The following is a 14,673-nucleotide window of genomic DNA, read 5'->3' as shown; positions in this document are numbered from 1 at the left end:
TATGCACTCTAATCATTCATTTTTGAAAGGAATGACAATTGCCTCTTGTTTTGCTTGCATCGTTCTCTCTACGATTAAGACAGAGGCTGGTGAGTTATTCACCGAAGTTGATCCGGTCGTCGAATTGCCGGCAGCAGATACCGCAGCGGCAAAGGGATATGCCGATACCATGACTACCGATACAATTCCATCCAGGATTGTCGAGTATCCTAAATGGAACGTAGGAACCAATATTCTTGAATGGATCGGCGTGATGCCTGATCTTAAGTACACCACATGGGGTGCCAATATCTATGGGGAATTTTATTTCAAAAAACAATTCTCAGTAAAGCTGACAGCAGCCTATAGCGAACATCATTATGGTGGAGGGGAGAAGTTCCAGGGATTCACATCTTATGTTGCTGAGCCTCGCTACTGGTTCCGTAAGGATTCTACCTTCAAGGGTTTCTTCGGTGGAGTTTACGGACAGCTCGGTGATTATAACGACATCGACACCGAACGTAAATACACAGGGCACTTCTGGGGTACTGGTCTCTCAGCCGGTTATCTATATCCGGTGTGGAAAGGTCTTGCCGTAGAGTTCAACGTGCGTGCGGGATATCGTTCCACCAACATTAACAAGTACGTCTACAATGGTACGGGCGATCGTTGTTTGTGCCAAAGATTTGGCGAGCATAAGTTTGTGCTTTCAGGATTCGCGCTGAATCTTTCATGGCGTTTCTGATAAAAAATAAGTTGTAAATTTTCTTATCTGGCAGTAGCCTTTGACTCATGTCAGACAAAAGTTCCGGAACTTTTATTTCTCGGGACCACTTATTGACATGCATTTAAATGCCTAATATCGAACATTAAAAACAATACATCATCAATCGACAATTTATGAAAAAGATTTTTTCAATGTTGGCAGCCGGCTCGATGCTTTTGGGATTGTGCGCCTGCTCTTCTGAGGAAACTGAAGTTGATAGCGTCGCCTCATCGGAAGGACGTGTGTTCATTCGCCTTGTGAATGTCGTAGGGCCATCCGAGTCACGTATGACAGAGACTCCTAAAACCGAGTCTGATGTGACCGAATTTCACAATGGATTCATCATCTTCGGCACTCCTAAGTCAGCTATCCGCAAGCACTATGAGATTGTGACAGATCCTGCAAAAGTTGATCCTAAGAACGATCATGTCATACTTCTTGACGATCTCCGTGAGGGCAAAACTTTCGAAGGCATCCCTGGTGATGTCACTAATGTCGCCATCATAGCCAATGTCACAGAGGATGAACTCAGTGCTGAGGAGTTCCATAATGGGACAATCCGATTCCACAACGATGTGCTCAACCATGTCATCCAGTTGCGCAACCAGTATGCCGACAATATGAGCCATGTTGCACTTTATGATATGAAGAAACTCGCCTCTACCGGTCAGAACTCCATGAGTGCATCGCTTGAGCTAAAGCCTATGTGCGCACGCCTGGAGATTGCAAAGATTACCCCGGGTCCTGACATTATTCAATATAAGGTGGATGGTATTTATCTTGCCGGTTTTTATTCCCAGATGTATATCAGCCAGATTTCCAACCGCGATTTCTGGACCGGTCCGGAATACGATACCGAAAATGCGGCCGAAGAGCTTAACCGTTTCTACACTCAGTATCCTTACCTGAAAAATGAGGATATCAGAGGTGTCGCTGAGACAGTGAATGTGACTAATGAAGATGGTTCTGAGGGTACTAAAGAGATCAAAGTTTTCTATCCTACCGAGGAGGGCAAAGTGTGGGCATATCCTTTCTTCGGCAAATATGAAGCACGTGATGATAACGATCATTACGGTCTGCGTCTGATCGTGAAAGTTTCCGACCTTATAGTGTACCTTAAGGATGAGAACGGAGATATGCAGCTTCGCGATGTGACGGCGAATGACATCTTAAATGGTGTTCCGGCTGAAAAGGCAGGTATTCGTTATCTGAACATCAATGGTTTCGTTGAGGATTACCACAATACAGAGGCTGAGCCTATCCAGTTCTACAATGGAAATGTCTACACTGTGCAGAATTTTGATATCACCACACAGAATCTTTCCGACAAGATCATGCCTAATGATATCTCAGTGAACGTAACGCTCACTGTCAAGCCCTGGACTATCAAGAAAGTGTATCCACAAATCTAATCTTTCCTCATGTCGAGAGTATTATATAAAATCCTCGTCCCGGTATTCGTGTTGCTACTCTGCCAGGCCTGCATTACTGAGGTCGATGTCGGAGCGTGCAACAACACCGTGATACGGTTCGAATATTTCGGTGACGGCAAGGATGATGTCTTTGCTGATAATGTCTCCTCCGTGACCGTCTGTGTCTACGACAGCGAGGGCAAACTGGTGACGCAGGTGACCATCGACAAGGACAGCCTCAAGGACTTCCCGGGCCTGAAGTTGCGCTTGCCGGAGACAGGCTCGTATACTGTGGTCGCATGGGGCAACCTCGATGATGACTGCAAGCTTGAGTCGCAGGACAAGTATACTGATGGCAAGGTGGTCGTTGACGGTGACAATCCGGATACGTTCGACAAGATTTTTGTAGGTAAGATCGAGTTCGAACTCGATGATCTGGATGGACGTAAGGAGATGGAGATTCCGTTCAAGTCCGGTCATGTCACTGTGAACACCTACATACAATCATCGCTTGACGAGACACCGAAGTACATGGTAAAGATGGGTGAGTTCGCGTCGGGTATATCCAACTCCGGCGATCCTGTAGGTCCCATGCGATACTATCAGACCGACTTCACCACTACTCCTGAAGGTCGTCATGAGGCTGTCACCCATCTGCCGCGCTTCAGCGAGGACACTGACGCTGTGCTTGAGGTGTATGATACCGCTACCGGTACTCTTGTGGCATCAGTCAAGCTTGCCGAATATATTGCCGCTCACGGTATAAAGCTTACCGGGGTGGAGGATGCGGTGATCGATGTTCTGATAGCCATTTCAGGCACGAATATTTCAATCAAATTTCCCGGGTGGAAACCAAAGCCGGTCTACCCGAGCATTTAAAAACGAATGGAAATGTTCCGAAAATTGCATAATATAATTGCAGTAGTCTGTTGCGGTGTGGTTTCCATGCTGTTTGCTGCCTCCTGCTCATCAGATGAGCCTTTCTCATCTGATGGCAAAGGCAATGAAATAGTGGTCACTATCGAGGTGAGAGGCTCACGTGCCGCTGCCGATGACAAAGACAGTCTTCATACCGATCTCAAGGTACATGAGGGTATCGTACTGATTTACGATGAGAACGGCGTATATGAGGGTGGAGAGAAAATCGACCCTGACAAGATGAAGACATCTCTGCGTCTCACCGAAGGTGATAAGCGTATCATAGCAGTGGCTAACCCCACCAAGGCTCTGCGCGATCTGCTTGCAGTGGACTGTCATGAGCCGATACTGGATGAGTTTGGCAATGTAAAGACCTATAAAGGTGACACAGTGTGGAGGAATATAAAGCCTGTCTACAACCGTTATGACAGTCTGGTGCCGAAGCTTTCGCTTAGCGCAGACTATCTCAAGGGTGTTCAGAACAGTGGCCGTATGCTTCTGCTTTACGATAATGTCGTAAACGTGATAAGCGAGGACGGCAAGACCGGATACCTGGAGATACCGCTGAGCTATCCTATAGCGCGTGTGGATCTGCATGCCCGATGTCTTTCGACCGAGAAGACAAGGGTTGTGGATGCCGCGATACGCTTGAGCCATATATCACCGTGGCTCAATTGGGATCACACGCGTCCTGCTGTGGAAGGCATAGTGGAAGCGAAGTTTACGGATGTCTCCGACCGGATGACAGTTGTTGTTAAGGAGGACGAGCTCTTCGGTGACTGGGTTGTGGGAAATGTCAAGGAGAATGCCCCGCTGGCTACACTCTATACATATCATACCGACACCAATGCGAGTCTTGAGATAGGTTTGCGCTTCAAAGGTGGTGCCGACTACGATTGGTATCCGATCGATATGGCGGAACTACTGAAGGAATCCGGTTTCAAGGGGTTCGAAGCCGGTCATCTTTACCAGATTTTCATAACGGTATATCCCGATAAGGTGGGTCATATTATAGTTGACCCATGGGTAGTGTCTGAAGAACTTGATTTTACCATAGGATAATGCAGGTGAGGGTGTATTATCAGTCAGATGATACACCCTCTCTATTTTTAACCTTAGATAATGAGACTGACCAATCATCTTGCAAAAATTGTATTGGGGGCACTTGTCCTGGCATTATCATCATGTAGTGATGACCGGTTTGCGGATAATGCCGATGCCTGCATGGTTCTTCCCGGTGACCGCGCTGCCACCATTGAAGTGCCGTTGCGTCTGCACGCCGATGCTCCGTCGGTAATCGGCAAGCCCCTTGTCAACGACATCGTGTCGAGGGCCGACGGTGATGCCGGCACCCCTGCTGATCCTGAGCAGGCAGCCGAGGAGGCCATCAAGAACATCTGGGTGTTCCAGTTCGACTCGATCGGCAACCAGCTCATAGCCCCGCGCTATTACGAGGTTGCCTCCACCGAGATCCGCAAGCTCAACATCCGTCTTGCCGAGGGGGAGGACAGCTACGTCTATGTCCTTGCCAACACCTGCGACCCCGATTGGGCAAAGGGAAAGGACCTTTCCACAGTGGAGAAGTTCGTTGGCTACGAATACCCCTTCACCGAGGACAATGTTGAGATGGGCAAGGATGAATACCTGCTTATGGAGGGTAACGTAAAGGAGACCATACGCAAGGAGACCGATTTGCTTCCCATCGATATCCACCTTACACGTATGATGGCTAAGATCAGTTTCAAATACGTCACTGCCGAAGCTGCCAAAAACCTTATTGTGACACGTGTGATCATCCATAACATGCCTGAGAAGATGCGTATGGAGGAGACTCCGATTGAAGAGAATTATCCTACAGGTGACTTTGCAACACGTTCGGTGACAATCGACAAGAAGCTGGCTTCCGGGGAATTGTACACTTTCTATATGCCTGCCAATCGTCGAGGCGAGACCGCCAACACAGATGCTTCCTTGAAGAACAACGAGGCACCTGACAAGGCTCTATATGTGCAATTGTTTGTGACATCGCGCACCAATGGCTCCAACTTCCTTTACACCATCTATCTTGGAGCCAATGATACCAATGACTATAATGTGTGCCGCAACCACAATTACAATATCACCTTGAATCTGAAATCGGAGAATCGCGATGATCGTGTTCTTGCAGCTCCTGCCAACTGCTTTGTGATGAACACAGGCAATGAGATCATGTTTGATCCCTATACGCGCACTGAGACCGGTGGCGGATTCAAGTACTCGGATTTCGTCAACAAGAGCGATCCTAAGAAAAAAATTGCCAAAGTGAAGATCCTTTGGCAGGAGGCCGGAGTGATCGGCAACAATAAAGATTATGACAAGGTCTACATTGATGACTATTCTCGCATACATGTCAAGTCGGGCACAAGCGTTGGCAACGCACTGATAGCGGCATACAACAGTGTAGACACTATCGTGTGGTCCTGGCATATATGGATCAACAACGAGTCGCCTGCCAATCTTGACGAGGCAGTGCCTTATTATACATTCGAGTGGGATTCATCCGGTATCAAGGCTGGTGATGACAAGCGCACTGTGAAGGGGCGTTCACTTATGAAGTGCAATCTCGGGGCTAAATCGGCTGATCCCGAATCATATGGTCTCAGCACCTATGGCACGGTATATCAGTGGGGGCGCAAGGACCCGTTCCCTCTCGGTTGGAAAGTCGATTATTATCCGTCAGGATATTATGCCTACAACAGTTCTAACATCGGTACTCTTTACGACAATGAGTACAACCCCATAAAGATGACTACCGATGGCGGGGTCAGCACTACAGAGCTGTTCAGCACTGAAAAAGTCACTCGCGAAATCGGCTCGATCAAATATGTGACCGAGCATCCCACTCACTTTATCAGCACGGTGAAAGCAGGGGATTCTTATAATACCTCTCCCGCCAATCACATCAATGATGCCGACTGGTATTGGGAGCATAATGATCTACTGTGGGGAGGCACATCCTATGATTCAGCTGAAAAGAAGTATACCGTATCTTCCAATATAGAGCTTACCGACAATGGTGCCAAGGAGAAATCCATTTTCGATCCCTGTCCGGCAGGGTGGATGGTGCCTCCGGGCGACATGTGGCTCGGTTTCACAAAAAATGGATTGAATGCATCTTCATATTCCAACATCAACTCCATGCACAGCGGTGACAACACTTCCTACCGCGGATTCAGAATGTATGTGCAGGAATGGGGTAAAGGCAAGTGGGTATACTTCCCGAGCCAGGGATTGCGTACTATGGGCGGCAAGCCATGGCGCAACGGAATGTGTGGTAACTATCATACATCTACAGCCTCCAAGGGAGGACGCGTAAATATTCTCCATCTTCACACCCCAGGTTCTTTGGCACCGTTTGAGACCGATTACGGTTACACCGGACGAGCTGTTGGCGGACCTGTGCGCTGTGTGCGTGATGTGGATGAGGAGTAGAGGGTGATATATGTGTGAATCTACGGTGAGTGAGTGTGACAGCTCACTCACTGGCAAAATGAAAAAGTAATCTTTGAAATGAAGACAATCGATAAATTTCTCAATTTCTTGATTTCATTGCTGCTGTTGCCGGTGATGATGTCGTGCTCTGATACGGATCTTGATGTGTCGGATGCACCATTTGCTCAGCCCGGAGACCGCGCTGCTACTATTGAAGTGCCGTTGCGTCTGCACGCCGATGCCCCGTCGGTAATCGGCAAGCCCCTTGTCAACGACATCGTGTCGAGGGCCGACGGTGATGCCGGCACCCCTGCTGATCCTGAGCAGGCAGCCGAGGAGGCCATCAAGAACATCTGGGTGTTCCAGTTCGACTCGATCGGCAACCAGCTCATAGCCCCGCGCTATTACGAGGTTGCCTCCACCGAGATCCGCAAGCTCAACATCCGTCTTGCCGAGGGGGAGGACAGCTACGTCTATGTCCTTGCCAACACCTGCGACCCCGATTGGGCAAAGGGAAAGGACCTTTCCACAGTGGAGAAGTTCGTTGGCTACGAATACCCCTTCACCGAGGATAATGTGGAGATGGGCAAGGATGAATACCTGCTTATGGAGGGTAACGTAAAGGAGACCATACGCAAGGAGACCGATTTGCTTCCCATCGATATCCACCTTACACGTATGATGGCTAAGATCAGTTTCAAATACGTCACTGCCGATGCTGCCAAGGGATTGAAAGTCACACGTGTGATCATCAACAATATGCCTGAGAAGATGCGTATGGAGGAGACTCCGATTGAAGAGAATTATCCAAAGGGTGATTTTGCCGTACGCTCCGTTTCTATCGATAAGAATCTCGCATCGGATGAGATATACACTTTCTATATGCCTGCCAATCGTCGAGGCGAGACCACCAATACAGATGCGGCACTGAAGAATAACGAGGCACCCGACAAGGCTCTCTATGTTCAGCTGTTTGTATCGTCGGAGACCAATGGCTCCAACTTCCTTTACACCATCTATCTTGGAGCAAACGACACTAACGATTTCAATGTGCGCCGCAATCACAACTACAATATTAAGCTCAACATCAATTCGGAGAGCCGTGATGACCGTGTGCTTGCCGCGCCGGCTAACTGCTACGTTCTGGCTTTTAACGACTCCATCATGTTCGACCCCTACAACCGCACGGAGAAAGGCGGAGGATGGGTGTACAGTGACTATGTGAAAAAAGGTGATCCTGACAAGGAATTCACTAAAGTAGAGGTGCTCTGGCAGGAGGTTAACGTGATAGGCGACAACAGCAAGGGCGACAGGGTGTATCTCGACAGGTACAACCGCGTGCATGTCAGGTCCAGGAGCACAGCCGGAAATGCTGTAATAGCCGGATACAATGCCAAGGGTGATATCGTATGGTCATGGCATGTGTGGGTAAATAACGAGATGCCTGCCAAACTGTCAAAGGCGGTTCCCTACAATACTTTCGCATGGGACAGCAACGGCATAAAAGTATCTGAGGGCCGTAAGGTCAAAGGCCGTTCGCTCATGCAGTGCAATCTCGGAGCCCATAGTGCTACAAAGACCGGCAGAATGGGATATGGAGCTGTGTACCAATGGGGGCGTAAGGACCCTTTCCCTATCGGATGGATGATTGATAATCAGTCATCAGGAGCCTATATGTTTACTAAGACGAGTGTGGGTTTGATCACTGACAATGCCAACAAAGAGATCAAGATGACTACCGACGGCGGTAGGGAGAACTGCGGAGAGCTGTTTGACTATCGAAAGACAAATTCGGATATCGGAAATATACCCTATGTCCTTAAGCATCCTACAGTGTTTCTCGGAGCTACAAATACCGAGACTTCGTCCGGTGCGATGAGTAGTGATAGCTGGCGTCAGCCTGCCTCCTGGGTCAACAATGGTGACTGGTATTGGGGTGGAAAGGATACGCTTTGGGGCGGCAAGCCTTTTTCTGAAGCAAAGGAGAAATTTTGTGTGCATAAAAAGGGCGAAGAATGGCTGGACGTAGGAAAGATGGCAGTCGACGGATGGCTGAGCGATAACGGAGCCAAAGAGAAGTCGCTGTTCGATCCGTGTCCTGCCGGATGGATGGTGCCCCCTGCCGACATGTGGCTTTCGTTTACGTCCGACGGTAAGAATTCTGGTTGGGGGTCTAACGCTACAAGTCGAGTGAACGGAACGTTCCAGTCAGGTATATACGGTCATAAGATCTATGTGCAGAAGTGGAAGGGTGGTCCTACCGTCTACTTCCCGAGCAATGGATTCCGAAACAGCAACGGTACCATGAGGCGTAACGGCAATTGCGGCAACTATCATACCTCGACTCCGAGTACCGATGGCACAGTCAACTGTTTCCACATACATAACGCATCGGCGGCATTGCCGTTTGAGTCAGGCTATGAGTCCACACGCCGTGCGTTTGCTGGTCCTGTGCGTTGTGTCCGTGATGTTGATGAGTGATATGTCATAACTTTTACACTATAATTATAATAATGATAAATTTTCGACAGATTGTACGTATAGCAGCTTCGGTTCCGTTGCTGTGGGGTGCGGTGGCGTGCTCCGATACAGTATTTGATCGTACTGAAGATCCCGAGGCTTTGCCAGGTGACCGTGCCGCCACTATTGAGGTGCCATTGCGTCTGCATCCCGAAAAGCCTAAGGTGATCGGAAAGCCGTTGGTTAACGATATCCCTTCTCGCGCAGAGGGCGATAATGATGATGAAGAAAAGCCTGCCGATCCAGAAAAGGCGGCTGAGGAGGCCCTGCATGACATATGGGTGTTCCAGTTCGATTCGATCGGAAATCAGCTTATAGCTCCGAGATATTATGAAGTGGTCTCAACCGAAATCCGTAAGCTCAATATACGTCTGGCTGAAGGTGAGGACAGCCATGTGTATGTGCTTGCCAATACCGGCGACCCTGAATGGGCTAAGAACAAGGACCTGTCCACAATCGAAAAGTTTGTTGGTTATGAGTACCCATTCACCGAGGAGAATGTTGAGATGGGCAAGGATGAATACCTGCTTATGGAGGGTAACGTGAAGGAGACCATCCGTAAGGAGACAGATCTGCTCCCCATAGATATCCACCTCACGCGTATGATGGCGAAGATCAGTTTCAAGTATGTGACGGCGGAGGCTGCCAAGGGACTGGTGGTGACTCGTGTGATCATCAACAATATGCCTGAGAAGATGCGTATGGAGGAGACTCCGAAAGAGCAGAATTATCCTCTTGGAGACGAATTCGTGACACGTTCGGTGACAATCGACAAGCAGCTTGCTTCGGGCGAGGTATACACGTTCTATATGCCTGCTAACCGCCGAGGCACCAACGGAAATACTGATCCAGGAACCAAGAATGACGGTGCGCCTGAAAAGGCTCTCTATGTACAGCTCTTTGTGTCTTCTAAATCCAATGGATCAAACTTCCTCTATACCATATATCTTGGGGCTAACGATGTCAACGACTTCAATGTGCGTCGCAACCACAATTACAATATTACCCTGAACATCAATTCCGAGCACCGTGACAACCGTGTGCTTGCCGCTCCTGCCAACTGCTTTGTGCTTGCTCACAACGATGAGATAATGTTTGACCCCTATACCCGCACCGAGACCGGCGGAGGCTGGAAGTACACCGATTATGTCAATAAGAAAGACCCGAAGAAAAAAATCACAAGTGTCAGCATCATATGGCAGCAGGCCAATGTGATAGGCAACAATTCATCAAACGATCGGGTATGGCTTGACAAATATGACCGCATACACGTCAAATCGGGAACTGCCAACGGCAATGCCCTTATTGCCGGCTACAATGCCGATCATGAGGTTGTATGGTCCTGGCACATCTGGGTCAACAACGACAAGCCTGCCGAACTTGCGGCGGCTGTGCCTTACTACACGTTTGAATGGGATGCCAAGGGGATCAAGACTGCTCAGGGACGTACCCGAAAGGGACGTTCGCTTATGACGTGTAATCTTGGCGCTTTGAGCCGCAGCCGAAAGCCGTCCCGTCCTGCCGATACATTCGGTTGTCACTATCAGTGGGGGCGCAAAGATCCGTTCCCGGCTGCTTGGGGGCGTGGCGAAGCCGGTTCAAGCTATGGATCGTTAGGTGGTCAGAAAAATTATGACAAAGCCTATATCGGACAGCTCTATGATAATTCATATAAACAGATACCGATGACAAGCCAGACCGGTAACAAGGTCAATACAGGTTATATATTTGATGTAGCTCAGACATCTGCTACAGTCGGTACTATCGAATATTCAATTAAAAATCCCACGAAGTTTATTTCACCATTGTTGGATACCGACGGCTCTGTGCAGAATCCTTCTTTAGCCTCTCAATGTGTGGCAGGAACGGATGGTGACTGGTATTTCCCGAATCCTAATCATGCCGATAATCTTTGGGGAGGTACTTCATTTACATCTGCTTTGCAATATGTTGTTGATTCTGCGAGTGGAGCTATTCTTTCTGATAATGGTGCAACTGAGAAATCTATTTTTGATCCATGTCCTGCCGGATGGATGGTTCCTCCGGGCGACATGTGGCTGTCATTCACAAAAACGGGAGTCAATACAGGATCGGATGATTATCCGAGCATGAATACCAAGGATTCCAAGGCTGTTAATGAGGCGGCACGCGGTTATAATATGTGTATGACCAAGGTGTTCAAGAATGCAGGATTGAGCGGTGCTGCTGATATCACGGTGTTCTTCCCGTCGCAGGGTGTGCGCATGGCTGGCGGCACATTCAATCAGGTGGGCTATTGCGGTAACTACCACACCACTACCGGTGGAAAGGGTGGACGTACCAATGCATTCCACATGCACACTCCGTCGTTCATGTACCCCTTCGAGACAGGTTTCGGATATACCCGCCGAGCCACCGGATGTTCTATCCGCTGTGTGCGTGACGTGGATGATTGATTTCCGGTAATATATTATCGACTTCATATAGGGAAAGGCATTGCTGTGATCGGCAATGCCTTTTTTATGTTATTATGGCGTGTCATTTAGCCAGGCATATGCTGTGTTTTAACTTTTTTAAGTCTGAGTGGGCATGAAAGTTGCTCGTGTGGAGGTGTATTTTTGTATCGGCAAACATAAATCTCTCTTATTATGACTGCAATACATCGCACCGACCTTCTTCAAGTCACCGCCCAGTCATGCGGGACTGTACTTTTGTCACTCACCATGAGTGGCGTGACAACGCTCAGCGACGTGTTCCAGCAGGTGCGTACATCCGCTCCTGCCGAGTCGGGTATCGTCACTGTCAGGCTGCGTAACCGCACACAGGGATGGACGCAGCAGCATAATATAGTTTTCCGTCCCGCATCTGCCAAAACGTCATCTCCCGGACGCCGGACTGATGACACATACCCTTCCCTGTTTGCTTAAAGCGCTGTTTGTTACCCTCGGTCCTTCTGTCCCGAAAACCAATTGGCATGATTTTTGTTAGTATAGGTATAAGGATTATATCACGAACCTTCAACTTACAAAATATAGCTCATGAACTTCAATAATTTTACAATTAAGTCTCAGGAAGCGATACAGAAGGCGATAGAGATTGCCCGGGGAGCAGGCAATCAGGCTATCGAACCCGTACATCTTCTTAAAGGGGTTATGACTGAGGGTGAATCGCTCATCAACTTTATATTTTCCAAGGTGGGGGCAAGTACTGCCACCTTGATGCGTCAGGTTGATGAAAAGATAGCCTCCGAACCGCGTGTGTCAGGTGGCGAGCCATACCTCAGCCGTACTTCCAATGATGTCCTCCAGAAAGCTCTTGACATAGCCAAAAAGCAGGGTGATGAGTACGTGACTCTTGAAGCTCTGCTTATGGCGATCTTCACGGTCAACTCTCCGGCTGCAACAATCCTTAAGGATGCCGGATTGAGCCAACGTGAACTTGAAGCCGCTGTGGCTGAGCTGCGCAAAGGGAAGAAAGCTACTGACCAGAGTGCCGAGGACACATATCAGGCATTATCCAAATATGCCATTAACCTGAATGAACGTGCCCGCGAAGGTAAGCTCGATCCGGTCATCGGTCGTGATGACGAGATACGCCGAGTGCTCCAGATCCTTTCGCGACGCACGAAGAACAACCCTATGCTCATCGGTGAGCCGGGCACCGGCAAGACCGCTATCGCCGAGGGGCTTGCACAGAGGATTGTGCGCGGTGACGTGCCCGAGAATCTGCGCAGCAAGCAGATATACTCGCTTGACATGGGTGCCCTTGTTGCCGGTGCAAAGTATAAAGGCGAGTTTGAGGAGCGTCTGAAGGCTATCGTCAATGAAGTGACCGGAGCCGATGGTGAAATCATCCTCTTTATTGACGAGATCCACACTCTTGTGGGTGCCGGTAAGGGTGAGGGTGCCATGGATGCCGCCAATATTCTCAAGCCCGCGCTCGCCCGCGGTGAGCTGCGCTCCATCGGTGCGACGACTCTTGATGAGTACCAGAAGTATTTTGAAAAGGACAAGGCTCTCGAACGCCGTTTCCAGAAAGTGATGGTGAATGAGCCTGATGAGGCGGCTGCTATCGCTATCCTGCGCGGACTTAAGGAGCGTTACGAGAACCACCACAAGGTACGTATCCGTGACGAGGCTATCATAGCAGCGGTCACTCTGTCGGAACGTTACATCACCGATCGTTTCCTCCCTGACAAGGCTATCGATCTTGTTGACGAGGCTGCATCCAAGCTGCGTCTTGAAATCGATTCGGTACCTCAGGCTCTTGACGAGATATCCCGTCTTATAGCTCAGAAAGAGATAGAGAGGGAGGCTATCAAGCGCGAGGGTGACAAGCCTAAGGTGAAGGAGATTGAAAAGGAACTTGCCGATCTGCGTGACCGTGAGAAGGATTTCACAGCCAAATGGAAGGCTGAGAAGGATCTGATCAACAGAATTCAGCAGAATAAGATCGAGATCGAACAGCTGAATTTCGATGCCGAGCGTGCCGAGCGTGAGGGTGATTATGCCCGTGTAGCCGAAATCCGTTACTCCAGGATTCAGCAGAAGGAGAAGGAGAATGCCGACATCCAGGAGCAACTGAAGATGATGCAGGGCGAGAAGGCTCTCATAAAGGAGGAGGTCGACTCGGAGGACATCGCCGACGTGGTGTCACGCTGGACCGGGATTCCTGTCAATAAGATGGTGCAGACCGAGAAGGAGAAACTGCTCCATCTTGAGACTGAGCTTCATCATAGGGTTGTGGGTCAGAACGATGCCATCCGTGCTATTGCCGATGCCGTACGCCGCTCTCGTGCAGGGCTCAATGACCCCCGGCGTCCTATCGGCTCATTCATCTTCCTCGGTACCACAGGTGTAGGTAAGACCGAGCTTGCAAAGGCTCTTGCCGAATACCTGTTCGATGACGAGAATATGATGACCCGTATCGATATGAGCGAGTATCAGGAGAAGCATTCGGTGTCAAGGCTTGTAGGCGCGCCTCCGGGATATGTCGGTTATGACGAGGGTGGGCAGCTCACTGAGGCTGTGAGGCGCAAACCTTACTCGGTGGTGCTGTTCGATGAGATAGAAAAAGCCCATCCCGATGTGTTCAACATTCTTCTACAGGTGCTTGACGACGGCAGACTCACCGACAACAAGGGGCGTATGGTGAACTTCAAGAACACCATAATCATCATGACATCCAATATGGGATCGTCACTCATACGTGATAATTTCGCCAAGATGACCCCCGACAACCGTGAGGTGACCATCGAGAACACCAAGAATGAAGTGATAGAGCTCTTGAAGCAGACTATCCGTCCTGAGTTCCTCAACCGCATCGATGAGATCATAATGTTCACACCTCTTGACGAGGCTGAGATCGAAGAGATAGTAGGTTTGCAGATAAGGTCGATACAGAAGATGCTTTCTGCCAACGGTATTACTCTCGAAGTCACTCCGGCGGCACTCAAGTTTCTTGCCGAGGAGGGTTACGATCCCGAATTCGGTGCGCGTCCGGTCAAGCGGGTGATCCACCGCATGGTGCTCAATCAGTTGAGCAAGGATATCCTCGCTCAGAAAGTGGACCGTGAGCATCCGATTGTCATAGACTATGACGGAAATGATATAATATTCAAAAATTAAT

The 14,673-nt window shown here is 49.2% G+C and carries 9 protein-coding genes; all 9 read left to right on the top strand.

Annotated features, from left to right (window positions below):
• The first annotated feature begins 31 nt into the window (after positions 1–31).
• The 9 genes from EZ315_RS01685 to clpB all read left to right on the top strand — a co-directional run bounded on the left by EZ315_RS01685 (position 32) and on the right by clpB (position 14,672).
• The gene (locus EZ315_RS01685) at positions 32–724 is read left to right on the top strand and encodes a DUF3575 domain-containing protein (RefSeq protein ID WP_170957429.1); all 693 of its coding nucleotides are present in this window, start codon (positions 32–34) and stop codon (positions 722–724) included.
• A gap of 155 nt (positions 725–879) precedes the next feature.
• Positions 880–2,157 (top strand): hypothetical protein, encoded by a 1,278-nt coding sequence (locus EZ315_RS01680; protein WP_135470056.1) that lies wholly within the window; start codon positions 880–882, stop codon positions 2,155–2,157.
• 9 nt (positions 2,158–2,166) lie between these two features.
• A complete protein-coding gene (locus EZ315_RS01675) occupies positions 2,167–3,036 on the top strand; it encodes a FimB/Mfa2 family fimbrial subunit (RefSeq protein WP_135470054.1) in 870 nt (289 codons plus the stop codon).
• 12 nt (positions 3,037–3,048) lie between these two features.
• Positions 3,049–4,137, top strand: coding sequence for a FimB/Mfa2 family fimbrial subunit (locus tag EZ315_RS01670; protein WP_170957428.1), 1,089 nt, complete (start codon positions 3,049–3,051; stop codon positions 4,135–4,137).
• Between the two features lie 60 nt (positions 4,138–4,197).
• Positions 4,198–6,546, top strand: a complete 2,349-nt coding sequence (locus EZ315_RS01665) for a DUF4906 domain-containing protein (RefSeq protein ID WP_135470051.1) — start codon at positions 4,198–4,200, stop codon at positions 6,544–6,546.
• A gap of 78 nt (positions 6,547–6,624) precedes the next feature.
• Positions 6,625–9,027, top strand: a complete 2,403-nt coding sequence (locus tag EZ315_RS17035) for a DUF4906 domain-containing protein (RefSeq protein WP_135470049.1) — start codon at positions 6,625–6,627, stop codon at positions 9,025–9,027.
• 32 nt (positions 9,028–9,059) lie between these two features.
• Positions 9,060–11,501, top strand: coding sequence for a DUF4906 domain-containing protein (locus tag EZ315_RS01655; protein ID WP_135470047.1), 2,442 nt, complete (start codon positions 9,060–9,062; stop codon positions 11,499–11,501).
• A gap of 192 nt (positions 11,502–11,693) precedes the next feature.
• A complete protein-coding gene (locus tag EZ315_RS01650; protein ID WP_135470045.1) occupies positions 11,694–11,972 on the top strand; it encodes a hypothetical protein in 279 nt (92 codons plus the stop codon).
• A gap of 111 nt (positions 11,973–12,083) precedes the next feature.
• Positions 12,084–14,672, top strand: coding sequence for an ATP-dependent chaperone ClpB (gene clpB / locus EZ315_RS01645; protein ID WP_135470043.1), 2,589 nt, complete (start codon positions 12,084–12,086; stop codon positions 14,670–14,672).
• Position 14,673 lies beyond the last annotated feature (1 nt).

Source organism: Duncaniella freteri, assembly GCF_004766125.1.
In the GTDB taxonomy this organism is placed as follows: Bacteria; Bacteroidota; Bacteroidia; order Bacteroidales; family Muribaculaceae; genus Duncaniella; species Duncaniella freteri.
The sequence above is the reverse complement of the archived record's forward strand: the minus strand, read 5'-3'. Positions and strand labels throughout refer to the sequence as shown.